At 62.8% G+C, this 26,447-nt stretch carries 26 protein-coding genes; 3 read left to right on the top strand and 23 right to left on the bottom strand.

Annotated elements, in window-relative coordinates; translation table 11 throughout:
- Window positions 1-49: 49 nt before the first annotated feature.
- The 11 genes from rpsQ to rpsJ are packed head-to-tail and all read right to left on the bottom strand — an operon-like array spanning window position 50 to window position 5,426.
- Complete coding sequence (gene rpsQ, locus IEX33_RS02560; protein ID WP_013601827.1) at window positions 50-355, bottom strand: 30S ribosomal protein S17; 306 nt, start codon at window positions 353-355, stop codon at window positions 50-52.
- Window positions 352-696, bottom strand: a complete 345-nt coding sequence (rpmC, locus tag IEX33_RS19465) for a 50S ribosomal protein L29 (RefSeq protein ID WP_066277868.1) — start codon at window positions 694-696, stop codon at window positions 352-354. The genes rpsQ and rpmC overlap by 4 nt, the downstream gene beginning before the upstream one ends.
- Before the next feature lie 2 nt (window positions 697-698).
- On the bottom strand, window positions 699-1,115 hold the full coding sequence (rplP, locus tag IEX33_RS02550; RefSeq protein ID WP_013601829.1) for a 50S ribosomal protein L16: 417 nt from the start codon (window positions 1,113-1,115) through the stop codon (window positions 699-701).
- The gene (rpsC, locus tag IEX33_RS02545; protein WP_104184333.1) at window positions 1,116-1,952 is read right to left on the bottom strand and encodes a 30S ribosomal protein S3; all 837 of its coding nucleotides are present in this window, start codon (window positions 1,950-1,952) and stop codon (window positions 1,116-1,118) included. It abuts the gene before it with no gap.
- Complete coding sequence (rplV, locus tag IEX33_RS02540; RefSeq protein ID WP_009358304.1) at window positions 1,953-2,318, bottom strand: 50S ribosomal protein L22; 366 nt, start codon at window positions 2,316-2,318, stop codon at window positions 1,953-1,955.
- 38 nt (window positions 2,319-2,356) lie between these two features.
- Window positions 2,357-2,638, bottom strand: coding sequence for a 30S ribosomal protein S19 (gene rpsS, locus IEX33_RS02535; RefSeq protein WP_003803803.1), 282 nt, complete (start codon window positions 2,636-2,638; stop codon window positions 2,357-2,359).
- Between the two features lie 12 nt (window positions 2,639-2,650).
- Complete coding sequence (rplB, locus tag IEX33_RS02530) at window positions 2,651-3,490, bottom strand: 50S ribosomal protein L2 (RefSeq protein WP_066277871.1); 840 nt, start codon at window positions 3,488-3,490, stop codon at window positions 2,651-2,653.
- A 29-nt stretch (window positions 3,491-3,519) separates the two neighbouring features.
- Window positions 3,520-3,825: a 50S ribosomal protein L23 gene (rplW, locus tag IEX33_RS02525; RefSeq protein WP_102975110.1), complete on the bottom strand. Its 306-nt coding sequence runs from the start codon at window positions 3,823-3,825 to the stop codon at window positions 3,520-3,522.
- Window positions 3,822-4,445, bottom strand: a complete 624-nt coding sequence (gene rplD / locus IEX33_RS02520) for a 50S ribosomal protein L4 (RefSeq protein ID WP_066277873.1) — start codon at window positions 4,443-4,445, stop codon at window positions 3,822-3,824. Before rplD ends, rplW begins: the two co-directional genes overlap by 4 nt.
- 4 nt (window positions 4,446-4,449) lie before the next feature.
- A complete protein-coding gene (gene rplC, locus IEX33_RS02515; RefSeq protein ID WP_013601833.1) occupies window positions 4,450-5,100 on the bottom strand; it encodes a 50S ribosomal protein L3 in 651 nt (216 codons plus the stop codon).
- 17 nt (window positions 5,101-5,117) lie between these two features.
- On the bottom strand, window positions 5,118-5,426 hold the full coding sequence (gene rpsJ, locus IEX33_RS02510; RefSeq protein ID WP_003803825.1) for a 30S ribosomal protein S10: 309 nt from the start codon (window positions 5,424-5,426) through the stop codon (window positions 5,118-5,120).
- Between the two features lie 410 nt (window positions 5,427-5,836).
- Between rpsJ and IEX33_RS02505 the strand changes: the two genes are divergently transcribed.
- The gene (locus IEX33_RS02505; protein ID WP_188727433.1) at window positions 5,837-7,273 is read left to right on the top strand and encodes a GH1 family beta-glucosidase; all 1,437 of its coding nucleotides are present in this window, start codon (window positions 5,837-5,839) and stop codon (window positions 7,271-7,273) included.
- 30 nt (window positions 7,274-7,303) lie between these two features.
- Here IEX33_RS02505 and IEX33_RS19425 read toward each other — a convergent pair whose 3' ends face one another.
- The 8 genes from IEX33_RS19425 to IEX33_RS02470 all read right to left on the bottom strand — a co-directional run bounded on the left by IEX33_RS19425 (window position 7,304) and on the right by IEX33_RS02470 (window position 20,690).
- Window positions 7,304-7,429 carry a hypothetical protein gene (locus IEX33_RS19425; protein WP_268238402.1) on the bottom strand — a complete coding sequence of 42 codons (126 nt, stop codon included), beginning with the start codon at window positions 7,427-7,429 and terminating at the stop codon, window positions 7,304-7,306.
- A gap of 101 nt (window positions 7,430-7,530) precedes the next feature.
- The gene (gene tuf, locus IEX33_RS02500) at window positions 7,531-8,721 is read right to left on the bottom strand and encodes an elongation factor Tu (RefSeq protein WP_056334246.1); all 1,191 of its coding nucleotides are present in this window, start codon (window positions 8,719-8,721) and stop codon (window positions 7,531-7,533) included.
- Window positions 8,722-8,981: 260 nt separating this feature from the next.
- Window positions 8,982-11,096 (bottom strand): elongation factor G, encoded by a 2,115-nt coding sequence (gene fusA / locus IEX33_RS02495; RefSeq protein ID WP_104184337.1) that lies wholly within the window; start codon window positions 11,094-11,096, stop codon window positions 8,982-8,984.
- 68 nt (window positions 11,097-11,164) lie between these two features.
- Complete coding sequence (gene rpsG / locus IEX33_RS02490; protein ID WP_026531948.1) at window positions 11,165-11,635, bottom strand: 30S ribosomal protein S7; 471 nt, start codon at window positions 11,633-11,635, stop codon at window positions 11,165-11,167.
- 1 nt (window position 11,636) lies between these two features.
- The gene (gene rpsL, locus IEX33_RS02485) at window positions 11,637-12,011 is read right to left on the bottom strand and encodes a 30S ribosomal protein S12 (RefSeq protein WP_018773658.1); all 375 of its coding nucleotides are present in this window, start codon (window positions 12,009-12,011) and stop codon (window positions 11,637-11,639) included.
- A 385-nt stretch (window positions 12,012-12,396) separates the two neighbouring features.
- A complete protein-coding gene (locus IEX33_RS02480; protein WP_104184338.1) occupies window positions 12,397-16,296 on the bottom strand; it encodes a DNA-directed RNA polymerase subunit beta' in 3,900 nt (1,299 codons plus the stop codon).
- 117 nt (window positions 16,297-16,413) lie between these two features.
- Window positions 16,414-19,923: a DNA-directed RNA polymerase subunit beta gene (gene rpoB, locus IEX33_RS02475; RefSeq protein ID WP_079596667.1), complete on the bottom strand. Its 3,510-nt coding sequence runs from the start codon at window positions 19,921-19,923 to the stop codon at window positions 16,414-16,416.
- Between the two features lie 293 nt (window positions 19,924-20,216).
- Entirely contained in the window at window positions 20,217-20,690 is a 474-nt protein-coding gene (locus tag IEX33_RS02470) for a hypothetical protein (RefSeq protein ID WP_188727432.1), read from the bottom strand.
- Window positions 20,691-20,955: 265 nt separating this feature from the next.
- On the opposite strand from IEX33_RS02470, the gene IEX33_RS02465 reads away from it, so the two are divergent.
- Both IEX33_RS02465 and IEX33_RS02460 read left to right on the top strand, forming a co-directional pair.
- Entirely contained in the window at window positions 20,956-22,155 is a 1,200-nt protein-coding gene (locus tag IEX33_RS02465) for an acetyl-CoA C-acetyltransferase (protein ID WP_188727431.1), read from the top strand.
- Window positions 22,155-22,652 carry an aminoacyl-tRNA deacylase gene (locus IEX33_RS02460; protein WP_188727429.1) on the top strand — a complete coding sequence of 166 codons (498 nt, stop codon included), beginning with the start codon at window positions 22,155-22,157 and terminating at the stop codon, window positions 22,650-22,652. The genes IEX33_RS02465 and IEX33_RS02460 overlap by 1 nt, the downstream gene beginning before the upstream one ends.
- A gap of 76 nt (window positions 22,653-22,728) precedes the next feature.
- On the opposite strand, the gene rplL is transcribed toward IEX33_RS02460, so the two are convergent.
- The 4 genes from rplL to IEX33_RS02440 all read right to left on the bottom strand — a co-directional run bounded on the left by rplL (window position 22,729) and on the right by IEX33_RS02440 (window position 26,321).
- Window positions 22,729-23,103: a 50S ribosomal protein L7/L12 gene (rplL, locus tag IEX33_RS02455; protein WP_066277893.1), complete on the bottom strand. Its 375-nt coding sequence runs from the start codon at window positions 23,101-23,103 to the stop codon at window positions 22,729-22,731.
- A 77-nt stretch (window positions 23,104-23,180) separates the two neighbouring features.
- Window positions 23,181-23,765: a 50S ribosomal protein L10 gene (gene rplJ / locus IEX33_RS02450; protein ID WP_104184342.1), complete on the bottom strand. Its 585-nt coding sequence runs from the start codon at window positions 23,763-23,765 to the stop codon at window positions 23,181-23,183.
- A gap of 296 nt (window positions 23,766-24,061) precedes the next feature.
- Window positions 24,062-25,180 carry a GNAT family N-acetyltransferase gene (locus tag IEX33_RS02445; protein ID WP_104184343.1) on the bottom strand — a complete coding sequence of 373 codons (1,119 nt, stop codon included), beginning with the start codon at window positions 25,178-25,180 and terminating at the stop codon, window positions 24,062-24,064.
- 7 nt (window positions 25,181-25,187) lie between these two features.
- The gene (locus tag IEX33_RS02440; protein ID WP_308421945.1) at window positions 25,188-26,321 is read right to left on the bottom strand and encodes a GNAT family N-acetyltransferase; all 1,134 of its coding nucleotides are present in this window, start codon (window positions 26,319-26,321) and stop codon (window positions 25,188-25,190) included.
- Between the last annotated feature and the right edge of the window lie 126 nt (window positions 26,322-26,447).

Genomic DNA, 26,447 nt, shown 5'->3' with positions numbered 1-26,447 from the left:
CCCCGCTCCCATTGGGAGCGGGGGTTTCCGGTTACCGAAGCAGCAGGTGCTACTTGGCCTTCTCGAGGATTTCCACGAGCCGCCAGTTCTTGGTGGCGGACAGCGGACGGGTCTCGGCGATGACAACCAGGTCGCCGATGCCGGCGGTGTTGTTCTCATCGTGTGCCTTGACCTTGGAGGTACGGCGGATGACCTTGCCGTACAGGGCGTGCTTCACGCGGTCCTCAACCTGAACAACGATGGTCTTTTCCATCTTGTCAGAGACCACGTAGCCGCGACGCGTCTTGCGGTAACCGCGCTGCTCAGCCGTGGCTGCGGTAGCAGTTTCCGTCACGTTCTCGTCCTTTTCACTCACTTGGCATCCTCCTCGGTCTCAACCGTTTCAGCCTTGGGGGCCTCAGCCTTAGGGGCCTTCTTGGTTGCTGCCTTCTTGGACTTCTTTTCTTCCTTGGCTTCCACAACCGGTGCGGCAACCTCGGCACGAATGCCCAGCTCGCGCTCACGGAGAACGGTGTAGATGCGGGCGATGTCCTTCTTTACCGCGCGCAGACGACCGTGGTTCTCCAGCTGTCCGGTGGCGGACTGGAAACGCAGGTTGAACAGCTCTTCCTTGGCCTTGCGGAGTTCTTCAACGAGACGCTCGTTGTCGAAACCGTCCAGCTGTGCGGGGGCCAGATCCTTGGATCCTACTGCCATTTCTATTCACCACCTTCGCGACGCAGAATGCGTGCCTTCAACGGGAGCTTGTGGATTGCCAGGCGCAGTGCCTCGCGGGCTACCGATTCCTCGACACCGGAGATCTCGAAGAGAACCCGGCCCGGCTTGACGTTTGCGACCCACCATTCCGGTGAACCCTTACCGGAACCCATGCGGGTTTCGGCAGGCTTCTTGGTCAGGGGACGGTCCGGGTAGATGTTGATCCAGACCTTACCGCCACGCTTGATGTGGCGGGTCATCGCGATACGGGCAGACTCGATCTGACGGTTGGTGACGTATGCCGGGCTCAGGGCCTGGATGCCGTACTCACCGAAGGAGACCTTGGTGCCGCCCGTAGCAGCGCCGGAACGACCCGGGTGGTGCTGCTTACGGTGCTTGACTCGACGTGGGATAAGCATTTAAGCCTGTCCTCCTTCTACAGCTGCAGCAGGTGCAGCCTCAGCTGCCGGTGCTTCGGCAGCAGGAGCTGCGTCAGCGGCCGGGCGGTCGTTGCGACGGCGGCGGTCACCACGGTCAGCGCCACCCGGGCGGCCCGGACGGTCGCTGGGACCGCGGCCACGGGACGGGGCGGAAGCGGCCTGCTGGGCCAGTTCCTTGGCGGTGACGTCACCCTTGTAGATCCAGACCTTCACGCCGATGCGGCCGAAGGTGGTCTTGGCTTCGTAGAAGCCGTAGTCGATGTTCGCACGGAGGGTGTGCAGGGGCACACGGCCTTCGCGGTAGAACTCCGAGCGGGACATTTCAGCGCCGCCCAGTCGACCCGAGCAGGCGATACGGATGCCCTTGGCACCTGCACGCTGCGCGGACTGCATGGCCTTCTTCATGGCGCGGCGGAATGCCACACGTGAAGTCAGCTGCTCAGCAACGCCCTGGGCAACAAGCTGTGCTTCCATCTCGGGGTTCTTGACCTCGAGGATGTTCAGCTGGACCTGCTTGCCGGTGAGCTTTTCGAGCTCGCCGCGGATGCGGTCTGCTTCTGCTCCGCGGCGGCCGATGACGATGCCGGGGCGGGCCGTGTGGATGTCCACGCGGACGCGGTCACGGGTGCGCTCGATCTCAACCTTGGCGATACCGGCGCGCTCCATGCCCGTGGACATGAGCTGGCGGATGCGGATGTCTTCGCGAACGAAGTCCTTGTACCGCTGGCCTGCCTTGGTGCTGTCAGCGAACCAGTGCGATACGTGATCGGTGGTGATGCCGAGTCGGAACCCGTGCGGGTTTACTTTCTGTCCCACTTAGCGAGCCTCCTCTTTCTCCGGGGTAGCGACTACCACGGTGATGTGGCTGGTGCGCTTCTTGATCTGAAATGCGCGACCCTGGGCACGCGGCTGGAACCGCTTCATGGTCGGGCCTTCATCAACAAACGCTTCGCTGATGATGAGGTCACCTTCGTCAAACGCAACGCCGTCGCGGTCCGCGAGGACCCGGGCGTTGGAGATTGCCGACTGTACTACCTTGAATACCGGCTCTGAAGCTGCCTGGGGGGCAAACTTCAGAATTGCCAGAGCCTCATTCGCTTGCAATCCACGAACAAGGTTGACGACGCGCCGGGCCTTCATAGGCGTTACGCGGATGTGGCGCGCAATTGCCTTGGCTTCCATTGCTTTCCTTCTCTCGTCTTTGACGTAAGTGCAGGCGCCTAGCGGCGCTTGCCCTTACGGTCGTCCTTGACATGGCCGCGGAATGTCCGCGTGGGAGCGAATTCGCCGAGCTTGTGCCCGACCATCGACTCAGTGACAAACACCGGGATGTGCTTGCGTCCGTCGTGTACGGCGATCGTGTGTCCGAGCATGTCGGGGATGATCATCGAACGGCGGGACCAGGTCTTGATGACGTTCTTGGTGCCCTTTTCGTTTTCCCTGGCTACCTTCACAAAGAGGTGCTGGTCGACGAAAGGACCTTTTTTCAGGCTGCGTGGCATGTGTCCAGGCTCCTATCGCTTGTTCTTGCCAGTACGACGGCGACGAACAATAAGCTTGTCGCTCTCTTTGTTGGGGCGGCGGGTGCGGCCTTCCCGCTGACCGTTGGGGTTGACGGGGTTACGTCCACCGGACGTCTTACCCTCACCACCACCGTGCGGGTGGTCAACCGGGTTCATGGCGACACCACGGACGGTCGGGCGGACGCCCTTCCAGCGCATGCGGCCGGCCTTGCCCCAGTTGATGTTCGACTGCTCGGCGTTGCCGACCTCGCCGACGGTTGCGCGGCAGCGCACGTCAACGTTGCGGATTTCGCCGGAAGGCAGACGCAGCTGGGCGAAACGGCCTTCCTTTGCAACGAGCTGGATCGATGCGCCGGCGGAGCGGCCCATCTTGGCGCCGCCACCCGGACGCAGTTCAACTGCGTGGATAACGGTACCCACGGGGATGTTGCGCAGGGGCAGGTTGTTGCCAGGCTTGATGTCAGCGTTGGCGCCGGCCTCTACGAAGTCACCCTGGGACAGCTTGTTCGGGGCGATGATGTAACGCTTGGTGCCATCAACGTAGTGCAGGAGGGCGATGCGAGCCGTACGGTTCGGATCGTACTCAATTTCAGCAACGCGGGCGTCAACGCCGTCCTTGTCGTGGCGACGGAAGTCGATCAGACGGTACTGGCGCTTGTGTCCGCCACCCTTGTGACGGGTGGTGATCTTACCGGTGTTGTTACGGCCGCCCTTTTTGGGCAGCGGACGTACCAACGACTTTTCCGGCGTCGACCGCGTGATTTCGGTGAAGTCCGCTACGCTCGAGCCACGACGGCCCGGGGTAGTCGGCTTGTATTTACGGATTCCCATAATTTATTTCCTCGTTAAAGTGGTCTCCGCTACGAGAGCGGACCGCCGAAGATGTCGATGGTGCCTTCTTTGAGGGTGACAATCGCACGCTTGGTGTTCTTGCGGGTACCCCATCCGAATTTGGTGCGCTTGCGCTTACCGGCACGGTTGATGGTGTTGATCGAGTCGACCTTGACGGAGAAGATTTTCTCCACGGCCAGCTTGATCTCGGTCTTGTTCGAACGGGGGTCCACCAGGAAGGTGTACTTGCCCTCGTCGATCAGGCCGTAGCTCTTTTCCGACACGACGGGTGCAAGCACAACGTCGCGGGGATCCTTGATGGTGGCTGCACTCACTTGGCATCCTCCTCGTTCTTTGCCACTGCCTTGCCGGCAACGAATGCGTCGTAGGCAGCCTTGGTGAAGACAACGTCATCGGAGACGAGAACGTCGTAGGTGTTCAGCTGGTCTGCGTACAGAACGTGAACACCGGCGAGGTTGCGCACGGACAGTGCGGCAACATCGTTGGCGCGCTCGATGACGACCAGCAGGTTCTTGCGGTCGGAAACACCGCGCAGCGCTGCCAGTGCGGCCTTGGCGGAGGGCTTGGTGCCTTCAACCAGTTCGGCGACAACGTGGATGCGTCCGTTGCGTGCCCGGTCAGACAGTGCGCCGCGCAATGCAGCAGCAATCATCTTCTTGGGGGTGCGCTGGCTGTAGTCACGCGGGGTGGGACCGTGGACAACGCCACCACCGGTCATGTGAGGAGCACGGATGGAACCCTGACGGGCGCGGCCGGTGCCCTTCTGCTTGAACGGCTTGCGTCCTGCACCGGAAACTTCAGCGCGGGTCTTGGTCTTGTGGGTACCCTGGCGAGCAGCAGCGAGCTGGGCAACGACAACCTGGTGCAGCAGCGGCACGTTGGTCTGAACGTCGAAGATCTCTGCAGGCAGGTCAACCTGGACAGTGTTAGCCATTGAACTAGGCTCCCTTCACGGCGGTGCGTACGAGAACGACCTGGCCGCGGGCGCCGGGGACGGCACCCTTGATAAGGAGCAGCGACTTCTCGACGTCAACCGCGTGGACCGTGAGGTTCAGCGTGGTGTGACGAACGGCGCCCATGCGGCCGGCCATTTTCATGCCCTTGAAGACGCGGCTCGGGGTGGATGCGCCACCGATTGAACCGGGCTTACGGTGGTTCTTGTGGGCACCGTGGGAAGCTCCAACGCCGTGGAAGCCGTGACGCTTCATAACACCGGCGAAGCCCTTACCCTTGGTGGTGCCGATGACGTCGATCTTCTGGCCGGCTTCGAAGACCTCTACGGAGAGCTCCTGGCCCAGCTCGTACTCAGCAGCATCTGCGGTACGGAGTTCGACGACGTGGCGGCGAGGCGTGACGCCTGCCTTTTCAAAGTGACCAGCCAGCGGCTTGGTGACCTTGCGGGGATCGATCTGGCCGTAGCCGATCTGAACGGCGACGTAGCCATCAGCTTCTGCGTTGCGCAGCTGGGTGATGACGTTCGAATCTGCCTGGACCACAGTGACGGGGATGAGCTTGTTGTTCTCGTCCCAGACCTGGGTCATGCCGAGCTTCGTGCCCAGCAGGCCCTTTACGTTACGGGTTGCGGTCATAGTTTCTCAGCACCTCCCTACAGCTTGATTTCGATGTTCACGTCAGCCGGCAGGTCGAGACGCATAAGCGAGTCAACAGCCTTCGGCGTGGGATCGATGATGTCGATAAGACGCTTGTGCGTGCGCATTTCAAAGTGCTCGCGGCTGTCCTTGTACTTGTGCGGAGAGCGGATCACGCAGTACACGTTCTTCTCCGTAGGCAGCGGCACGGGGCCCACTACCGTTGCGCCTGCGCGCGTGACCGTCTCAACGATCTTCCGTGCTGAAACGTCAATGACCTCGTGGTCGTATGACTTCAGCCGGATGCGGATTTTTTGTCCCGCCATGTCGCCTGACTCTCTTTCAGTCTGTGCTTCCCCTGGTTAGGGCTGCCCTGTTCATTTCTCGTTGTATGGCTGCCGAAGCATTTGAAGTCGTAACTACCACCCGCCGCACAAACTGAATCCGGATGAATCCGGGTTCCTCACCTTGCCGGCGCAACCGACCCCCGCGGTCGGGCGTGTCGCGCTTTTCACGCATACAAATCCGCTATCCATGGGGAGTGGGTTATGTTTGGTCTTCCACTTGGACCCTGACACCCGGCATTATCCGGATCGGGACACGAAGAAGCGCTTGAACAACTCATCTAGTATGCCGGAATTTATGGCCAGAAGCGAATCGGTCCCTTCTGAAACGTCCTGCCCATTGTCCTGCCAGCACCATTGCCCACGGTCATTTCCGAATGGATGATAGGGGAATGACTCTGGAAAGCACCGAATCGGCGACCGAACTGGCGAACCGCATGCCGCCGTCGTTCACCCTGGGGGTTGCGGCAGCGGCCTTCCAGATTGAAGGAGCACTGACCGACGGCGGCCGCGGCCCCTCTGGCTGGGACGCCTTCGCCGAGAAGCCCGGGACCATCATGGACGGGCACTCCCCCGCCGTGGCGTGCGACCACTACAACAGGTTGCCGGAGGACGTTGCGCTGCTCCAGGACCTCGGCGTGGACTCCTACCGCTTTTCGCTGTCCTGGCCGCGGATCCAGCCCGACGGGCGGGGGGCCTTCAACAAGGAGGGCCTGGACTTCTATGACAGGCTGCTCGATCAGCTCCTCGCGGCCGGGGTCTCCCCCATGGCCACTCTTTACCATTGGGACACGCCGCTGCCGCTGGAACACCGGGGCGGCTGGCTGAACCGGGAGACGGCCGAGCGCTTTGGCGAATACGCCAGTGCCGCGGGCGAGCGTTTCGGGGACCGCGTTGCGCAGTGGGTCACGCTGAATGAACCGGTCTCCGTGACCCTGAACGGCTATGCCCTGGGCGTCCATGCTCCCGGGCATGCGCTGATGTTCGATGCCCTCCCCTCCATCCACCACCAGCTGCTGGCACACGGACTGGGCGCGCAGGCCCTGCGCGCCGCCGGGGTGTCCGGCGGTATCGGCGTCACCAACCTGCATGCCCCCGTCCGGCCGGCAACCCGAAAGATCGGCGACCGGCTGGTGGCGCACCTCTATGACCTGCTCATGAACAGAATCTATGCAGATCCGGTGCTCCTGGGGCGGTACCCTGCCCTCCCCCTGTATGCCAAACCCTGGCTTCGGTCCATCGGGAAAATCTCCGACGCCGACCTGCGCACCATCCACCAGCCCCTGGATTTCTACGGCCTTAACTACTATTTCCCGGTGAAGGTAGCCCTCGGTCGAGGGTCTGCGTCAATTCCCGCGGATGTGCATAAAGCCGTGGCAAGGCTGCCGTTCCATGAGGTGGGCTATCCCGAATACAGCAGCACCGGGTTCGGGTGGCCGGTGGCCCCGGACCATCTGGGCGTCCTGCTGAAGGAACTTCACGACCGCTACGGCCAGGCACTCCCCCCGGTGTACATCACGGAGGGCGGCGCCAGCTTCCCTGAACCGGACACCGTTTCGGGAACCCTGGCGGACGAGGAACGGGTAACCTACCTGGCCACCCATCTGGGCGCTGCCCTTGACGCAACAGCCCCCGGCGGGATTGCCGCCGGCGTTGACCTGCGCGGATACTACGTGTGGACCCTGATGGACAACTTCGAATGGGCAGCCGGCTACTCCCAAAGATTCGGGTTGGTCCATGTCGACTTTCAGACGCAGGAAAGAACCCCAAAAAAGTCTTTCTACTGGTACCAGGCACTCAGCCGGGCGCGGAAAGCCAAGGGCGCGTAGCCCGTGTGTTCCAGCCTGCCCCGGTAGTGGCTACAGGTTCTTGTTTGCCCGGTTGATCCGCTTGGCGCGGTCGATCTCGTTGCGGAAGTGCTTCTTGGCCCAGAACACGCCCGCGGCGACGGCAACTGCGATGATCAGGAAAATAAGCCAGCCCATGATGAACTCCTTTCGGTCCAGCAACAGTATCAGGGACACGTTAACCGAAAAAAACAGCCCCGCTGCAGTAGCAGCGGGGCTGTTCTTCAGTTCAACAAGAATTACTTGATGATCTTGGTAACGCGTCCTGAACCAACGGTGCGGCCGCCTTCGCGGATTGCGAAGCCGAGGCCCTCTTCCATTGCGATCGGCTGGATGAGCGCAACGGTCATCTCAGTGTTGTCGCCAGGCATAACCATTTCCGTGCCCTCGGGCAGGGTGATAACACCGGTTACGTCCGTGGTACGGAAGTAGAACTGCGGGCGGTAGTTGGAGTAGAACGGGTTGTGACGTCCGCCTTCGTCCTTGGAGAGGATGTAGACGTTGGCCTCGAAGTCGGTGTGCGGGGTGATGGAACCCGGCTTGACGACAACCTGGCCACGCTCGACATCGTCGCGCTTCAGACCGCGGAGCAGGAGGCCACAGTTCTCGCCGGCCCATGCTTCGTCGAGCTGCTTGTGGAACATCTCGATACCGGTAACCGTGGTCTTCTGGACCGGGCGGATGCCGACGATCTCGACCTCGGAGTTGATGGCGAGGGTTCCACGCTCGGCGCGGCCCGTAACAACGGTGCCACGGCCGGTGATGGTGAAGACGTCCTCGATCGGCATCAGGAACGGCTTGTCGCGGTCGCGTACGGGGTCCGGAACGGACTCGTCAACAGCGGCCATCAGGTCCTCAACGGACTTGACCCACTCGGGGTCGCCTTCCAGGGCCTTGAGGCCGGAAACGCGAACCACGGGTGCTTCGTCGCCATCGAAGCCCTGCGAGCTCAGGAGCTCACGAACTTCCATTTCAACGAGGTCCAGCAGTTCCTCATCGTCAACCATGTCGGCCTTGTTCAGCGCGACCAGCAGGTAGGGAACACCAACCTGGCGGGCGAGCAGAACGTGCTCGCGGGTCTGAGCCATGGGGCCGTCAGTAGCGGCGACCACGAGGATAGCGCCGTCCATCTGGGCAGCACCGGTGATCATGTTCTTGATGTAGTCAGCGTGACCCGGGGCGTCTACGTGTGCGTAGTGGCGCTTTTCGGTCTGGTACTCCACGTGGGAGATGTTGATGGTAATGCCACGCTGACGCTCTTCGGGAGCAGAGTCGATTGACGCGAAGTCGCGCTTCTCGTTGAGATCCGGGTACTTGTCGTACAGCACCTTGGAAATCGCGGCCGTCAACGTCGTCTTACCGTGGTCAACGTGACCAATGGTGCCGATGTTAACGTGCGGCTTAGTCCGCTCGAACTTTGCCTTTGCCACAGGTTCCTCCTAGAACGTTTTCAAATGACATACCCTTCAGCCGCGCTTGTCGCGGCGGAAACTCAGGTAAGTCTACTTGGGGGGCTTTGGATTGGTGAAATTGCAGATTCAGGAACTAATACTAGTCTCTTGAGCCTGTTCGTGCAGACGGCCAAGCCAGCTTGACCGGATGAATCCGACCGGCCTGGCCACCTGCACCGGCTGTGCTTTCCGGAATCGAAAAGCGCACCCGAGGTTGTTCGCCGCGAACGTCCGAAAGACTATTCGCCGCGGGTCTTCTGGATGATCTCGTCGGCAACTGCCTTCGGGACCTCGGCGTAGCTGTTGAACGTCATGGAGTACACAGCGCGGCCCTGGGTCTTCGAGCGCAGGTCACCGATGTAGCCGAACATGCCGGACAGCGGAACGTGCGCACGGATGACCTTGACGCCCTGTGCATCTTCCATGGACTGCATCTGGCCACGGCGGGAGTTGAGGTCACCGATAACTTCACCCATGTATTCCTCAGGGGTGCGGACCTCGACATCCATCAGCGGTTCGAGCAGAACCGGGTTCGCCTTGCGTGCAGCTTCCTTGAAAGCCATACGGCCGGCGATCTTGAACGCCATTTCCGAGGAGTCAACATCGTGGTACGCGCCGTCTACCAGCGTGGCCTTGATGCCGACGACCGGGTAACCGGCCAGGACGCCGTCGTTCAGCGCGTCCTGGATACCAGCGTCAACCGACGGGATGTACTCGCGGGGAACGCGGCCACCGGTGACCTTGTTCTCGAACTCGTACAGCTCGCCCTCTGCGGTGTCCAGCGGCTCGATGGCAATCTGGATCTTTGCGAACTGGCCCGAACCACCGGTCTGCTTCTTGTGCGTGTAGTCGTGACGCTCTACAGCACGCTTGATGGTCTCGCGGTAGGCAACCTGCGGCTTGCCAACGTTGGCCTCGACCTTGAATTCGCGGCGCATGCGGTCCACCAGGATGTCCAGGTGGAGCTCGCCCATGCCGGCGATGATGGTCTGGCCGGTGTCTTCGTTGAGGGACACCTGGAAGGTGGGGTCCTCAGCGGAGAGCTTCTGGATGGCCGTGGAGAGCTTCTCCTGGTCACCCTTGGTGTTGGGCTCGATGGCAACCGAGATCACGGGCTCGGGGAAGCTCATGGACTCCAGGACGATCTGGTTGGCGGAGTCGCACAGGGTGTCACCCGTTGTGGTGTCCTTCAGACCGATGGCTGCGTAGATGTGGCCGGCGGTAGCGCCCTCAACGGGCATTTCCTTGTTGGCGTGCATCTGGAACAGCTTGCCGATGCGCTCCTTCTTGCCCTTGGTGGAGTTGACCACCTGGGCGCCTGCTTCCACGTGACCGGAGTACACGCGGATGAAGGTGAGCTGGCCGAAGAACGGGTGCGCTGCAATCTTGAACGCGAGGGCCGAGAACGGCTCTTCCGAGGACGGCTTGCGGGTCAGTTCCTTTTCTTCGTCGCGAGGATCGTGACCGATCATCGGCGGGACGTCGAGCGGGTTCGGCAGGTAGTCCACGACCGCGTCGAGCATCGGCTGAACACCACGGTTCTTGAAGGCTGAACCACAGAAGATGGGGTACAGCTCAGAGTTGATCGTCATCTTGCGGATGCCGGCCTTGAGCTCATCGATCGAGATCTCTTCGCCTTCAAGGTACTTGTCCATGAGCTCTTCGGAGGACTCTGCAACGGCCTCAACGAGGGCTGCGCGGTACTCCTCAGCCTTTTCCTGGAGGTCAGCCGGGATCTCACGGATCTCGTACTTCGCACCCATGGTCACGTCACCCTTGGCGTCGCCGGGCCACACGAGGGCACGCATGTAGAGGAGGTCCACTACGCCGATGAAGTCGTTCTCTGCACCAATGGGCAGCTGCATGACCAGCGGTTTGGCGCCCAGGCGGCTGATGATGGTGTCCACGGTGAAGTAGAAGTCAGCGCCCAGCTTGTCCATCTTGTTGACGAAGCAGATACGCGGAACGTTGTACTTGTCAGCCTGGCGCCATACGGTCTCGGACTGAGGCTCGACGCCTTCCTTGCCATCGAAGACGGCGACGGCACCGTCGAGGACGCGCAGTGAGCGCTCAACCTCAACGGTGAAGTCAACGTGGCCGGGGGTGTCGATGATGTTGATCTGGTTGTTTTCCCAGAAGCAGGTCACGGCGGCAGACGTGATGGTGATGCCGCGTTCCTTTTCCTGTTCCATCCAGTCAGTGGTCGAAGCGCCGTCGTGCGTTTCGCCGATCTTGTGGTTCACACCCGTGTAGAACAGGATGCGCTCGGTTGTGGTGGTCTTGCCGGCATCAATGTGGGCCATGATGCCAATGTTGCGGACCTTACTAAGGTCGGTAAGCACGTCCTGTGCCACGGGGTCTCCTTTTGGGATTGACTACGCGTTCGCCGCCGGCTCGGTTGAGCCGGCGGCGCCCGGGAGTATTACCAGCGGTAGTGTGCGAAGGCCTTGTTGGACTCGGCCATCTTGTGGGTGTCTTCGCGACGCTTCACAGCGGCACCGAGACCGTTGGATGCATCCAGGATTTCGTTCTGGAGGCGCTCGGTCATCGTCTTTTCGCGGCGGGCCTTTGAGTAGCCAACCAGCCAGCGCAGTGCGAGGGCGGTGGAGCGGCCCGGCTTGACCTCAACCGGAACCTGGTAGGTGGCGCCACCGACGCGGCGTGAGCGGACCTCGAGGGAAGGCTTGACATTGTCCATGGCCTTCTTGAGGGCTGCTACGGGGTCGCCGCCGGACTTGGCGCGGGCGCCTTCGAGGGCACCGTAGACGATGCGCTCTGCCGTGGACTTCTTGCCGTCAACGAGCACCTTGTTAATGAGCTGGGTGACCAGCGGGGAGCCGTAAACGGGATCTAGTACGAGCGGCCGCTTGGGGGCCGGACCCTTGCGAGGCATATTACTTCTTCTCCATCTTTGCGCCGTAGCGGCTGCGCGCCTGCTTACGGTTCTTGACACCCTGGGTATCGAGGGCGCCACGGACGATCTTGTAGCGGACGCCCGGGAGGTCCTTCACGCGACCACCGCGGACGAGCACAATGGAGTGCTCCTGCAGGTTGTGGCCAACACCGGGGATGTAGGCGGTAACTTCAATGCCACCATTGAGGCGTACACGCGCCACCTTACGGAGAGCCGAGTTCGGCTTCTTCGGGGTGGTGGTGTAAACGCGGGTGCAAACACCGCGGCGCATGGGGCTGCCGTTAAGCGCGGGAGCCTTGGTCTTTTTGACCTTCGGCGTGCGGCCCTTGCGGACCAGCTGGTTAATCGTAGGCACTCTCGTGTTCTCCGTTTTATCCGGAGTGGCCGCTTCCAGCCACTCTCCTTTGCGTTGCCCCGCCGCCTGGGCCTTGAAGAAGATCTCCATGGCAGCGAAGGCGAAGCCTTAATAGTCGGATCGCATACGCAGGGCATGACCTGACTCGCGTCTTCAATGGCCCCTAGGCATGCAAAAATGTGGCATACGTTGCACAAGAACCCTGCAAACCGGAAACGTCGCTCTGGTTCAGCTCTTCAGCCCAACCGGCGCACTCATCCACTGCCACAATAACAATTGGTAACAAGTCTAGCATGGACGGCCCCTACCCCTTAATCGGCGGGGTTAAACGGGGATGGTCCCCCACCTTGCGGTGAAGGACCATCCTTGCGTCAGGCGTTTCCGGCTAGCGGAAGTCGTTGCCCAGATCGTAGTCATCCAGCGGGATGGCGTGGAACTCGGGAGCTCCGTCCCCACCCAGGGTGTCGTACGAGAAGTCACTGAACGCGCTGGGGCCGGTGAACAGGTTGGCCTTTGCTTCCTCAGTGGGCTCGACGGTGACCTCGGTGTAGCGCGGGAGGCCCGTGCCGGCCGGGATCAGCTTACCGATGATGACGTTCTCCTTGAGGCCGAGCAGCGGGTCGCTCTTGCCTTCCATGGCCGCCTGCGTCAGGACGCGGGTGGTCTCCTGGAAGGATGCTGCGGACAGCCAGGACTCGGTTGCCAGGGACGCCTTGGTGATGCCCATGAGCTCGGGACGTCCGGAAGCCGGAGTCTTGCCTTCGGACACAACGCGGCGGTTGGCATCCTCGAAACGGCTGCGCTCGGCGAGCTCGCCGGGCAGCAGGTCCGATTCGCCGGACTCGATGACCGTGACGCGGCGCAGCATCTGGCGGACGATAACCTCGACGTGCTTGTCGTGGATACCGATGCCCTGGCTGCGGTACACGCCCTGGACTTCGTCCACCAGGAACTTCTGTGCCGCACGCGGACCCATGATGCGCAGGACCTGCTTGGGATCCACCGGACCGTTGATCAGCTTCTGGCCGACGGTGACGTGGTCGCCATCCTCGATCAGCAGGCGTGAACGGCGCAGGACCGGGTAGGCGATCTCTTCGGTTCCGTCATCGGGGGTGATGACCAGGCGCATCTGGCGCTCGGACTCTTCGATGGTGATGCGGCCGGCTGCTTCAGCAATCGGTGCGACACCCTTCGGAGTACGGGCTTCGAAGAGCTCCTGGATACGGGGCAGACCCTGGGTGATGTCGTCGCCACCGCTGGCGGAAACAGCACCACCGGTGTGGAACGTACGCATGGTCAGCTGGGTACCGGGCTCACCGATGGACTGTGCGGCGATAATGCCGACGGCCTCGCCGATGTCCACGGTCTTGCCGGTGGCCAGCGAACGGCCGTAGCACAGTGCGCAGGTTCCGACGCTGGACTCACAGGTGAGTACGGAGCGGACCTTGACCTCGGTGATGCCTGCCTTGAACAGCTCATCGATCACCACGTCACCGCAGTCGGTGCCGGCGGCTGCGAGGACCTTGCCCTCGGAGTCCACGACGTCGACGGCGAGCGTACGTGCGTATGCACTGTTCTCGACGTTCTCGTCCAGGACAAGCTCACCGTTGGAATCGGCGACGGCGATGGGCGTGACCAGGCCACGCTCGGTGCCGCAGTCCTCTTCGCGGACGATGACATCCTGGGAGACGTCCACCAGGCGACGCGTCAGGTAACCCGAGTTGGCGGTACGCAGTGCGGTGTCAGCCAGGCCCTTACGGGCACCGTGCGTGGCGATGAAGTATTCCAGAACCGACAGGCCCTCGCGGTAGGAGGACTTGATGGGACGGGGAATAATTTCACCCTTCGGGTTGGCCACCAGGCCACGGATACCCGCGATCTGGCGGACCTGCATCCAGTTACCACGTGCACCGGAGGACACCATGCGGTTGATGGTGTTCATCGGTGACAGGCTGTCGCGCATTGCCTGGGCGATCTCGTTGGTTGCCTTGTTCCAGATCTCGATGAGTTCCTGGCGACGCTCGTCGTCGTCGATCAGGCCCTTGTCGTACTGGCCCTGGATCTTGGCGGCCCGCTCCTCGTAACCGGCGAGGATCGCCGGCTTCGCAGCCGGAACCTCGATGTCCGAGATGGCGACGGTGACGCCTGAACGCGTGGCCCAGTAGAAACCGGCATCCTTCAGGTTGTCCAGCGTTGCCGCGGTGACCACCTTCGGGTAGCGCTCGGCGAGGTCGTTGACGATTCGGGACAGTTCGCCCTTGTCGGCAACGGCTTCCACCCAGGGGTAGTCCTCGGGCAGGGTCTCGTTGAAGAGGACCTGGCCCAGGGAGGTCTGGACGAGTGCGGGCTGACCCTGCTCCCAGCCTTCCGGAGCTTCCCATCCTGCGTAGGGCACGAAGCCTTCAAGGCGGATCTTGACCTGCGAGTTCAGGTGCAGCTCGCGGGCATCGAACGCCATGATGGCTTCCGAAACCGAGCCGAAGATACGGCCTTCGCCAGCCGAACCCTTGCGCTTGGTGGTCAGGTGGTAGAGGCCGATGATCATATCCTGCGAGGGCAGGGTGACCGGACGTCCGTCGGAGGGCTTCAGGATGTTGTTGGAGGACAGCATCAGGATGCGGGCTTCAGCCTGGGCTTCGGGGCTCAGCGGCAGGTGGACTGCCATCTGGTCGCCGTCGAAGTCGGCGTTGAACGCGCCACAAACCAGCGGGTGGAGCTGGATGGCCTTGCCTTCAACAAGCTGCGGCTCGAACGCCTGGATGCCGAGGCGGTGCAGGGTAGGTGCACGGTTGAGCAGCACCGGGTGTTCGGTGATGATTTCTTCCAGCACGTCCCAGACCTGCGGACGGTAGCGCTCGACCATGCGCTTGGCCGACTTGATGTTCTGGGCGTGGTTGAGGTCAACCAGGCGCTTCATCACGAACGGCTTGAAGAGCTCCAGGGCCATCTGCTTGGGCAGGCCGCACTGGTGCAGCTTCAGCTGCGGGCCGACGACGATGACCGAACGGCCGGAGTAGTCCACGCGCTTGCCGAGGAGGTTCTGGCGGAAACGGCCCTGCTTGCCCTTGAGCATGTCGCTCAGGGACTTCAGCGGACGGTTGCCCGGTCCGGTGACCGGACGGCCGCGGCGGCCGTTGTCGAAGAGGCTGTCAACAGCTTCCTGAAGCATGCGCTTCTCGTTGTTGACGATGATCTCCGGAGCACCCAGGTCAAGCAGGCGCTTGAGGCGGTTGTTGCGGTTGATCACGCGGCGGTACAGGTCGTTGAGGTCGGAGGTCGCGAAGCGGCCACCGTCCAGCTGGACCATGGGGCGCAGTTCCGGCGGGATCACCGGGACGGCGTCGAGGACCATGCCAAGCGGGCTGTTGTTGGTGGTCAGGAACGCGTTGACCACCTTCAGGCGCTTGAGGGCACGGGTCTTGCGCTGGCCCTTGCCGTTGGCGATGATGTCGCGCAGCAGGTCGGACTCGGCCTGCATGTCGAAGCTTTCAAGGCGCTTCTTGATGGCTTCGGCGCCCATGGAGCCTTCGAAGTACATGCCGTAGCGGTCGCGCAGCTCGCGGTACAGTCCTTCGTCACCTTCGAGGTCGGCGACCTTAAGGTTCTTGAAGCGGTCCCAGACCTGCTCGAGGCGCTCGATGTCGGCGTCGGCGCGCTTACGCACGTTGGCCATCTGGCGGTCGGCGGAGTCGCGGGCCTTCTTCTTGTCGGCAGCCTTTGCACCTTCACCCTCAAGGCGGGCAATCTCGCCTTCGAGGTCGCGGGCGATCGCCGCGATGTCGGAGTCGCGGTTGTCGATCAGCTGCTTCTTCTCGATGTCGTGCTCAACCTGCAGGTTGGGCAGTTCCTCGTGGCGCGCGGCTTCGTCAACGCTGGTGATCATGTAGGCAGCGAAGTAGATGACCTTTTCGAGGTCCTTCGGTGCCAGGTCAAGGAGGTAGCCCAGGCGTGAGGGAACACCCTTGAAGTACCAGATGTGCGTGACGGGAGCGGCCAGTTCGATGTGGCCCATGCGCTCACGGCGGACCTTTGCGCGGGTGACCTCAACGCCACAACGCTCACAAATGATGCCCTTGAAGCGCACGCGCTTGTACTTGCCGCAGTAGCATTCCCAGTCCCGGGACGGGCCGAAGATCTTCTCGCAGAAGAGTCCGTCCTTCTCGGGCTTGAGCGTGCGGTAGTTGATGGTTTCCGGCTTCTTAACCTCGCCGTAAGACCAGCCGCGGATGTCTTCCGCGGTGGCGAGGCCGATCTGCATGAGGCCGAAGGAGGATTCGCTGGACATATGGTCCCTGTTCTCTCTTGTTCTCTAAATTCTGAAGTCTTGGGTGCGGAATGAGGGAGGGAGCGTACCGGAATAAGACAGCGCGGGTGGCGCCGCTTTTCCCGGTACGCCCGCCTGCTAGACCTCTTCTACGGAACTGGGCTCTGCACGAGACAGATCGATGCCCAGTTCTTCCGCAGCCGTGAAGACTGCGTCATCAGAGTCACGCATTTCAATTGTGGTTCCGTCCGTGGAAAGAACTTCCACGTTCAGGCACAGCGACTGCATTTCCTTGATCAAGACCTTGAAGGACTCGGGAACGCCCGGCTCGGGGATGTTCTCGCCCTTGACGATGGCTTCGTAGACCTTCACGCGGCCATGGATGTCATCAGACTTGATGGTGAGGAGTTCCTGGAGCGTGTAGGCGGCGCCGTAGGCCTCGAGCGCCCACACTTCCATTTCACCGAAGCGCTGGCCACCGAACTGTGCCTTACCACCCAGCGGCTGCTGCGTGATCATGGAGTACGGGCCGGTGGAGCGCGCGTGGATCTTGTCGTCCACCAGGTGGTGGAGCTTCAGGATGTACATGTAGCCGACCGAGATCGGATCCGGGAACGGCTCGCCGGAACGGCCGTCGAACAGGCGGGTCTTGCCGGAGGAGTTGATCAGGCGTTCGCCGTCGCGGGTCACGTTGGTGGAGTCCAGCAGGCCCGTGATTTCCTCTTCGCGGGCACCATCGAACACCGGCGTTGCAACAGTGGTCTGGCCACTTTCGCGCGGCAGGTTCGGCAGCTGCTTGACCCACTCGGGCTCGCCTTCGATCTTCCAGCCGGTCTTGGCAACCCAGCCGAGGTGCGTTTCGAGCACCTGGCCCACGTTCATACGGCCCGGGACACCCAGCGGGTTCAGGACGATATCAACGGGGGTGCCGTCGGCAAGGAAGGGCATGTCCTCAACGGGGAGGATCTTGGAAATAACACCCTTGTTGCCGTGGCGGCCGGCGAGCTTGTCGCCGTCGGTGATCTTGCGCTTGGCAGCGACGTAGACGCGGACCAGCTGGTTCACGCCCGGGGGAAGCTCGTCGTCGTTGTCGCGGTCGAAGACGCGCACGCCGATGACGGTGCCGGACTCGCCGTGGGGAACCTTCAGCGAGGTGTCGCGGACTTCGCGGGACTTCTCACCGAAGATGGCGCGCAGCAGGCGCTCTTCCGGGGTCAGCTCGGTTTCACCCTTCGGGGTGACCTTTCCGACCAGGATGTCCCCTGCTTCAACCTCGGCACCGATGTGGATGATGCCGCGCTCGTCCAGGCCTGCCAGGACTTCCTCGGACACGTTGGGGATGTCACGGGTGATTTCCTCGGCACCAAGCTTGGTGTCGCGGGCATCGATCTCGTGCTCCTCGATGTGGATGGAGGAAAGAACGTCCTCGGCAACAATGCGCTGCGAGAGGATGATGGCGTCCTCGAAGTTGTGGCCTTCCCATGACATGAATGCCACGAGCAGGTTCTTGCCGAGGGCGAGCTCGCCCTGGTCCGTTGCCGGGCCGTCGGCGATGATGCCGCCAACTTCCAGGCGCTGGCCTTCGTTCACCAGGACGCGGTGGTTGTAGCAGTTGCCCTGGTTGGAGCGGGCGAACTTGTTGATGCGGTAGTTGGTCTCCGTGCCGTCGTCGTTGAGCATGATGACGAGCTCGGCTGAAACCTCGGTGACCACACCGGCCTTCTTGGCGATGACAACGTCACCGGCGTCGACGGCTGCGGCGCGCTCCATGCCGGTACCCACGAAGGGGGCCTCGGAACGGACCAGCGGCACGGCCTGGCGCTGCATGTTGGCACCCATGAGTGCGCGGTTTGCGTCGTCGTGCTCCAGGAACGGGATCAGGGCGGTAGCCACGGACACCATCTGGCGCGGGGAAACGTCCATGAACTCGACGTCCTCGGCGGGAACGAGGACGGGCTCGCCTCCACCACCGCGGGCACGGACCAGGACGGTCTCTTCGGCGAACTTCTTGTTCTCGTCCAGCGGCGCGTTGGCCTGGGCGATCAGGACTTCAGCCTCGTCGTCGGCCGTCAGGTACTGGACGTCGTCGGAAACGACGCCGTTCTTGACCAGGCGGTACGGCGTCTCAATGAAGCCGAACGGGTTGATGCGCCCGTAGGATGCCAGCGAACCGATCAGGCCAATGTTCGGGCCTTCAGGGGTTTCGATGGGGCACATACGTCCGTAGTGGGACGGGTGCACGTCACGGACTTCCATGCCGGCGCGGTCACGGGACAGACCACCCGGGCCAAGGGCCGACAGGCGGCGCTTGTGGGTCAAACCCGAGAGCGGGTTGTTCTGGTCCATGAACTGGGACAGCTGGGAGGTTCCGAAGAACTCCTTGATGGCCGCAACCACGGGGCGGATGTTGATCAGGGTCTGCGGCGTGATGGCCTCGACGTCCTGGGTGGTCATACGCTCGCGGACAACGCGCTCCATGCGGGACAGGCCGGTGCGGACCTGGTTCTCGATGAGCTCGCCGACGGCGCGGATGCGGCGGTTGCCGAAGTGGTCGATGTCGTCGATTTCGACGCGCAGGTCCACTTCCTGGCCGTCACGGGTGCCCTTGATGGTCTTCTCGCCGGCGTGCAGCGCAACGAGGAACTTGATCATGGCAACGATGTCTTCAACGTGCAGGACCGAGGCTTCCTTGTCGCCAAGGGAGCGGTCGATGCCAAGCTTGCGGTTGATCTTGTAGCGGCCAACCTTGGCCAGATCGTAGCGCTTGGAGTTGAAGTACAGGTTGTCCAGCAGGGACTGGGCAGCCTCGACGGTGGGCGGCTCGCCCGGTCGCAGCTTCCGGTAGATGTCCAGCAACGCGTCTTCGCGGGTCTCGGTGGCGTCCTTCTCCAGCGTTGCGCGCATGGAGTCGTACTGGCCGAACTCTTCGAGGATCTGGCCTTCGGTCCAGCCGAGGGCCTTCAGCAGGACCGTGACGGACTGCTTGCGCTTGCGGTCGAGGCGAACGCCGACCTGGTCGCGCTTGTCGATTTCGAGCTCGAACCAGGCGCCGCGGGACGGGATGATCTTCGCGGTGAAGATGTCCTTGTCGCTGGTCTTGTCGGCGGCACGCTCAAAGTAGGCGCCCGGGGAACGGACCAGCTGGGAGACGACGACACGCTCCGTGCCGTTGACCACGAAGGTGCCCTTCTCGGTCATCAGCGGGAAGTCGCCCATGAACACGGTCTGCTGCTTGATTTCGCCCGTGTTGTTGTTCATGAACTCGGCCTTGACGTACAGCGGAGCGGAGTACGTAGCGTCCCGGTCCTTGCACTCGGCCATGGTGTACTTGGGGTCAGCGAACTCCGGATCGGAGAAGCTCAGGGACATGGTGCCCTGGAAGTCCTCGATCGGGGAGATCTCTTCGAAGATGTCCGACAGGCCGGACGTGGTGGCGACGCTGAGATCGTTTTCTTCGACAGCCTTCGCTACGCGTGCCTGCCAGCGTTCGTTGCCGACCAGCCAGTCAAAGCTGTCCGTCTGCAGGGCAAGCAGATTCGGAACGTCAAGAGGTTCGTGAATCTTTGCGAATGAGAGCCGGCGAGTGGCACCATCAGTGCTGTCGGCAGTGTTAGCGGTTTCGTTATTAGAGGTGCTCGAGGCGACCAAGAGGGATCCTTCCACAGACCTTCAGGCGTTTTCAGATCTCCCCCGCTGTGCACCCTGCGGAATGCTCCGCAGTGCTACCATCCGGTTCCGCTATATGACCCGGGGCCCGCGCTGACCATGCTGTGACGTGGTTGACGGCACGTTGATTGTCAGCTGCTAGGCAAAGCCCACCGCTATATGAAGGCTGAAGGTAAACAGGGAAGACGCAAATATCTACGATACGGCAAAATAACCTACATGTCTACCCCATGTCCGGCCGGAATGCAAGCACCGGTTTTCGCGCCTCTTCGGGACTACAGCCGCAGCGTGACCCCGGCGTCCGTGCAGGTCCCGGCGTTGGCAAAGACGGCGTCCCGGACAGCGTCTTCCGACTCCTGCGCCGGCCCACTTCCGGATCCGGCGGCACCCGAACGGTCAATAGCCAGCAGGCTCAGTGATGCGAACAGGCCGCGAAGGTCGCCGGACACCGTGCCCTTTGCCTCTTCAGCCTGCAGGTAGATGTCCTCGTAGCCCCTGGAATCTCCGGAAGGAACAGCCGCGTAGCGTTCAAAGAGGGAGTTGAAAAGCTCGCACGCCGCCTTGGTGCCACTTGCAGGGGACGACGACGGCGTCCCGGCACTGCCGCCGACGGCGCCGCTGGTGCGGGTGGGGCCTGGCTCCGGCTGGGATGGGGGCGCGGAGGAGGCTTCCTGGTCGGGCACAGATACGGAACAGGCGGTGAGCGCCGCGAGGGCGGCGGCTGCCGCCGTGGCGAGTAGTCTTTTCACGCTGCTGCTCCAACCGTCCCCGGGGCAGGACCCGGTGTTCCCCCTGCATAACTGTCCGCGCTCCACCCTACGCACGCCGCCGCCGTCGTGCACGTTCAGGGGATGGGGACCTCTCCCCTGCCGGGAAGCCGAAGCGGACTTGTGCCCGCAGCGCGCTGCGCCGGGGCGGAATGCCCATACGGCTCCGGGCGTTTGAATACTTAGGTGACCAGGGTCACGATAGCCTTGGTGGCTTACACCGGAAAACGGATCGGAAGAGATAACCATGGGCAACTCCCGTGACAACACTGACGTTGTCATCCTCGCAGCAGCGCGCACCCCGCAGGGCCGGATCAATGGGCAGCTGGCAAGCTTCACCGCCGTGGAATTGGGTTCCCGCGCCATCAAGGCCGCCCTGGACGCCAGTGGCGTGGATGCCGGCGACGTGGAAGCCGTCATCATGGGCCAGGTGCTGCAGGCCGGTGCCGGCCAGAACCCCGCCCGGCAAAGTTCAATCGGTGCCGGCATCGGCTGGGACGTCCCTGCCGTGACCATCAACAAAGTTTGCCTGTCAGGACTTACTGCGGTGATCGACGCCGCCCGGATGATCCGCGGCGGCGAGGCGGCAGTGGTGGTGGCCGGCGGCCAGGAATCCATGACCCGGGCCCCGCACCTGCTTCCCGGCTCGCGGCAGGGCTGGACCTACGGTTCAATCCAGGCCCTGGACGCCGCCGCGCACGATGGCCTGACGGACGCTTTCGACGGGCAGTCCATGGGCCTGTCCACCGAGACCCGCAACCTGGCCCTGGGCATTGACCGCACATCGCAGGACAAAGTGGCCGCCCAGTCCCACCAGCGGGCTGCCCTGGCCGCCAAGAATGGAACGTTCGACGATGAAATCGTCCCGGTCAGCATCAAGCAGCGCAAGGGCGATCCACTCGTGGTCTCCGTTGACGAGGGCGTCCGCCCCAACACCTCCGTGGATTCGCTCGCCGGGCTGCGCGCAGCTTTCGTGACGGACGGGACCATCACCGCAGGGAACTCCTCTCCCCTCTCGGACGGGGCCGCAGCCCTGGTGCTGGCCTCCCGCGGCTATGCCGAGGAACACGGCCTGGAATATCTGGCCGTCGTCGGAAAACCCGGGCAGGTTGCCGGACCGGACAACTCGTTGCACTCACAGCCGTCCAATGCCATCCGGGATGCCCTGGGACGGGCAGGCTGGACCACAGCCGAACTGGACTTCATTGAGATCAATGAAGCCTTCGGATCCGTGGCCGTCCAGTCGCTCAAGGACCTGGACTACCCGCTCGAGAAGTGCAACATCCACGGCGGCGCCATTGCGCTGGGCCACCCCATCGGCGCCTCGGGCGCACGGCTGGCCGTCCATGCTGCGCATGAGCTAAAGCGCCGCGGAACGGGTAAAGCCGCCGTGTCCCTGTGCGGCGGCGGCGGGCAGGGCGAAGCGCTCCTGCTCTACCGCGACTGATGGCGGGCCCGGTTTTGAGCGGGGCGGACGGCGCCGGGCACGGACGGTTCCTGGCCGACGCCTCCGCCCGCGGGCTGGCGGTGGACATCGTGGAACGGCCGGCCGCCAGGAACCTCGAAGAGGCGGCCGGCATCCTGGGAATCAGCCCTGCGGACATCGTCAAGTCGCTGGTGGTCAAGCACAAGGACGGTACTTTCCTGTTTGCGCTGATCCCCGGCGACCGCCAGATCTCGTGGCCCAAACTGCGAACCCTGGTGGGTGTCAACAAGCTGTCGCTGCCTCCCGCGGACATGGCCCTGGAGGCGACGGGGTATGAGCGCGGCACCATTACGCCGCTGGGCAGCACCACCAGCTGGCCGGTCTACGCGGACGCCACCATCACCGGGCGCCGGATTTCGATGGGCGCGGGCGCCCACGGCTACAGCGCCTTCGTGGACGCGGATGCCCTGACCGCAGCCCTGGACGCTGTTGTAGCGGATATCTCCGATCCCGCTTAAAGCAGGAAGCCCCGCTTTAAAGCAGGAAGCCCCGCCCACAAATGTGGACGGGGCTTCCTGAGGAAAAGGCGCGTTACTACTTGAGGGTAACGGTTGCGCCTGCAGCCTCGAGCTGCTCCTTGGCCTTCTCGGCAGCTTCCTTGGTTGCACCTTCGAGGACAGCCTTGGGAGCGCTGTCAACCAGGTCCTTGGCTTCCTTGAGGCCCAGGGAAGTGATGGCGCGAACTTCCTTGATCACTGCGATCTTCTTGTCGCCGGCAGCTTCGAGGACGACGTCGAAGTCAGTCTTCTCTTCAACCTCTTCAGCAGCAGCGCCGGCGGGGCCAGCAACAGCAACAGCAGCAGCGGTAACTTCGAAGGTCTCTTCGAAGAGCTTGACGAACTCGGAGAGCTCGATGATGGTCAGTTCCTTGAAAGCTTCAATGAGCTCTTCGTTGGTGAGCTTCGCCATGGTAGGCGTCCTTCCTGTTGTGGTGTTCAGCGGCACGCGGCCGTGCTTCACACCGGAGTCTTGTGAGGTAAAGAGAGTTAGTTCTCTTCAGCTGCGGGAGCTTCGGCTGCAGGAGCCTCTGCTTCTGCGGCGGGAGCTTCTTCAGCGGCGGGCGCCTCGGCAGCTGCCGGTGCACCGTTCTCTTCTTCAAGCTTGAGGCGCAGAGCGTCAATGATGCGTGCAGCGGCGGCAGCAGGGGCCTTGAGGACGCCTGCAACCTTGGCGAGCTGCAGCTCGCGGGACTCGAGAGCTGCCAGTGCGGCAACCTCGCTGGCGTTCAGTGCCTTGCCCTCGAAGTAACCGGTCTTGATGACCAGCTGCTTGTTGGTCTTGGCAAAATCCGTCAGGCTCTTGGCAGCGGCAACTGCGTCACCCTTGATGAACGCGATTGCAGTGGGGCCGGCAAGCTGGCCGTCGAATGCTTCGACACCGGCTTCCTTGGCTGCAATGGCGGTCAGGGTGTTCTTGACGACCGTGAACTTGGTGTCCTGGCCGAGAGAAACACGCAGCTGCTTGAGCTGTGCAACGGTGAGCCCACGGTATTCGGTCAGGACAGCGGCGTTCGATTCCTTGAAATCGTTAGTGATCTCAGCTACTGCTGAAACCTTGGTAGGCGTTGCCATAACCCTCCTTCCGGGGATAGTGCCGGTATTCGACGGTCCCCGCTCGGATGAGCTAAAACTAAAAACGCCCCGCGCAGATGCACGGGGCTTGGCTCAACACAGGTATTCCGTGGAGCTTTGCTTCGTTCACCTGCGCCGGCCGCCCTGCGTTGAGGGTCCTTCGTCCGGAAAACCACTTCTATCCCCCGCGCAGAACTGCAGAGTTGAGCCATGCTCAGGGGAGTGGATTTCCAACAACCGACGGTCTTTGGTCATCCCAGTCTAAGGTAGGGCCCGCCGCTCCGCCAAATCGGCAGTCAGCTGTTGCTGGTGCGAAGGTGCGGAAGCTCCTTCTGCCAGATTCCCGTCACGCCCGCGGTCCGGAATCCCAGTTGCTGGTTGACGGTCAGGAGGTATCGGTTCTCCGGCGCATTCCAGGTGTAGATGACCCGGGCATCAGGAAACTGCTCCGTCAGCCGCTCCATGTTTGCCACCTTGATCAGGAGTCCCAGCTTGTTCCCGCGGTGCTCCTGCAGGACGAGGGTATCGTCCTGGAAAACCACGTCCGCGCGGTGGGCCAGCACCGTGATGGTGGTCAGGCCCACCAGTGCCCCGCTGGCGAGGTGCTCGACGGCGGTGACCACCGTACGCCGGCCCTGCGCAATGGCAACGTCTTCGGCCTCCCGGAGGATGGCGCCGTCGAACACCATGTCCTGCTCCACTGGCACCTGCAGCGAGGGATCGACGTCGGCCCCGGCCTGGTTTTCGAGGACGGCGACGGCCTCCAGCCAGCGGTCCGGGCACCGGTCCGTCCAATGATGCAGCCGGTACCGTCCGTTGTTGGCGTCCTCCGCTTCGGCCTGCAGGTCCGCTACCAGCTTCGAGTCCAGCGGCAGCAGGCACGAACTGAACTGCTCAATGTGCTGCAGGGTGTATCCGGTGCGTTGGGCGAACTCCACCTCGCGGCTCTCCAGCGGCACAAAGCCCTGACCCGATCCGGGGACCAGCTGGGCACGTTCGAATTCGTGCAGGGACGCCCCCGGATGGTTGGTGTCCACCAGGATCATGGTGCGGCCTTCATTGCGGGCCAGCTGCTCGGCGGCCTGGAGCAGCCTTCTCCCGACGCCCTGGCGCTGGAACTCGGGCAGGATGTCCAGGGTGAACTCCGCCAGGTCAAGGTTGTCCGTGAGGGGAAGGGCAATGTCAACGGTGCCCACGATCTCCCCGTCCACCTTGGCGACGAGGATCAGCTGCCGCTCATAGGGATCGGCGAACTCAAGGAGCTTTTCCAGGGGGCCGTAGGCGAGGTCGTCGCTGCCCCAGGTCTGCATGCGGACTTTGCGTCCCACTTCGACGGCGGCCAGAAAGTCCGCAGCGTCCGGCGCCTCGAGCGAGTCAGGGATCCAGAGCTGCTCGATCTTCACGTCTTTTGCCATAGGCGAATCATCCCAGCCGTTTCTGCCACTCACCTTCATAACCAGCCGGCCTGAATCCAAGGGCAATATTTATGGCCAGCATATGTTGGTTTTCACTGGCGTTCCACGTCAACACAGAACGCGCCGCCGGCCATCTGCCCTGGGCACGCCGTAGATTTGCCACCTTGATGAGCATGCCCAGGCGGCGGCCGCGGTGTTTCGCCGTGACCAAGGTGTCCTGCTGGGCAATGGAGGCAGGCACACCGGGCCGCCAGTTGAGCACCGTGTAGGCAACCAGCTCCCCCGTGGCGCTGTGCAGTGCGGCAGTCACCGCGGACTGGACGCCGCCGCGGGCCATCGTGTGCTCCTCCTCCCGCACCCTGGCCGCATCCCAGTCCTCGCCCTCCCAGTCCATCCCGGCGATGGGAACATCCGTGCTCATCCGTGCTTTGAGAAGCGCGTAGGCCTGCACCAGGTCGTCGGGGCAGGTGTCGTCCCAGCCCGTGATGCTGTAGCCGCCTGCTCGTGCTGCTGCGTCTGCCTCCAGCCGGTCCAGCAGCTCAGGCGCGACGGGAAGGTCCAGCCGGCTGGACCGTTCCACCTGTTCCAGCTCATAGCCGGAAGCGGCGGCGAACGCCACTGCAGGTTCAGTGACCGGCAGGCCCCCGGCACCGGACTTGGCGGGGAGCAGGGTTTTCCCGTCCGCCGCGGCCAGCGGAACCTCGTGGTACCCGTAGAGGGATGTCCGGCCCCGTGTCGTGGCAATCGACTCTGCGTGTAACAGCAGCGTCGTGCCCAGCCCCCGGCGCCGGTGGGCGGGCGCGATCAGGACATCGACACCGGCGGTGTGGGTGTTCTCGCGGAGCGGCAGTTCCACGGAGCACATACCAACGGTCTCCCCATTCAGCCTTGCCAGGAAGAGCTGCCGCTCCTCGTACTCATTGCCCCGCCAGAACTCGGCAGTTTCCTGGAGTGTGGGGCATCGGTCCAGGTTGCCCCACAGTGCGAGCTCGTGCTCCACCCGCAGGGCGTGGCATTCCCTGAGATCCGCTGTGGGCCCTGCAGAAGCGGCATTGATGCCGGGTTCCGGCATCACCTTAACGGCTTTGATAACGGGAGCAGCGGGGGCCCCTGTGAAGGTATCCGACTCTGGGTCAGCCATTCCTACAGCTTAGGCAAAAGGTGCCGGCGCCGGGATAGTTCCACAGCTTAAACAAAACCGCCCGGCACGGGTGCCGGGCGGTTTTGTTGCGGCGGAGAGGTTCCGCTGCAGGAGTTTCAGACGAGG

The organism is Pseudarthrobacter scleromae, assembly GCF_014644515.1.
Lineage (GTDB): Bacteria > Actinomycetota > Actinomycetes > Actinomycetales > Micrococcaceae > Arthrobacter > Arthrobacter scleromae.
The sequence above is the reverse complement of the archived record's forward strand: the minus strand, read 5'-3'. Positions and strand labels throughout refer to the sequence as shown.

Coding starts and splice junctions, on each gene's coding strand:
- rpmC (WP_066277868.1), bottom strand. CDS start 696: ATGGCAGTAGGATCCAAGGATCTGGCCCCCGCACAGCTGGACGGTTTC.
- rplP (WP_013601829.1), bottom strand. CDS start 1,115: ATGCTTATCCCACGTCGAGTCAAGCACCGTAAGCAGCACCACCCGGGT.
- rplV (WP_009358304.1), bottom strand. CDS start 2,318: ATGGAAGCCAAGGCAATTGCGCGCCACATCCGCGTAACGCCTATGAAG.
- rpsS (WP_003803803.1), bottom strand. CDS start 2,638: ATGCCACGCAGCCTGAAAAAAGGTCCTTTCGTCGACCAGCACCTCTTT.
- rplB (WP_066277871.1), bottom strand. CDS start 3,490: ATGGGAATCCGTAAATACAAGCCGACTACCCCGGGCCGTCGTGGCTCG.
- rplD (WP_066277873.1), bottom strand. CDS start 4,445: ATGGCTAACACTGTCCAGGTTGACCTGCCTGCAGAGATCTTCGACGTT.
- rplC (WP_013601833.1), bottom strand. CDS start 5,100: ATGACCGCAACCCGTAACGTAAAGGGCCTGCTGGGCACGAAGCTCGGC.
- rpsJ (WP_003803825.1), bottom strand. CDS start 5,426: ATGGCGGGACAAAAAATCCGCATCCGGCTGAAGTCATACGACCACGAG.
- IEX33_RS02505 (WP_188727433.1), top strand. CDS start 5,837: ATGACTCTGGAAAGCACCGAATCGGCGACCGAACTGGCGAACCGCATG.
- IEX33_RS19425 (WP_268238402.1), bottom strand. CDS start 7,429: ATGGGCTGGCTTATTTTCCTGATCATCGCAGTTGCCGTCGCCGCGGGC.
- rpsG (WP_026531948.1), bottom strand. CDS start 11,635: ATGCCTCGCAAGGGTCCGGCCCCCAAGCGGCCGCTCGTACTAGATCCC.
- IEX33_RS02480 (WP_104184338.1), bottom strand. CDS start 16,296: ATGTCCAGCGAATCCTCCTTCGGCCTCATGCAGATCGGCCTCGCCACC.
- IEX33_RS02465 (WP_188727431.1), top strand. CDS start 20,956: ATGGGCAACTCCCGTGACAACACTGACGTTGTCATCCTCGCAGCAGCG.
- IEX33_RS02460 (WP_188727429.1), top strand. CDS start 22,155: ATGGCGGGCCCGGTTTTGAGCGGGGCGGACGGCGCCGGGCACGGACGG.
- rplL (WP_066277893.1), bottom strand. CDS start 23,103: ATGGCGAAGCTCACCAACGAAGAGCTCATTGAAGCTTTCAAGGAACTG.
- rplJ (WP_104184342.1), bottom strand. CDS start 23,765: ATGGCAACGCCTACCAAGGTTTCAGCAGTAGCTGAGATCACTAACGAT.
- IEX33_RS02445 (WP_104184343.1), bottom strand. CDS start 25,180: ATGGCAAAAGACGTGAAGATCGAGCAGCTCTGGATCCCTGACTCGCTC.
- IEX33_RS02440 (WP_308421945.1), bottom strand. CDS start 26,321: ATGGCTGACCCAGAGTCGGATACCTTCACAGGGGCCCCCGCTGCTCCC.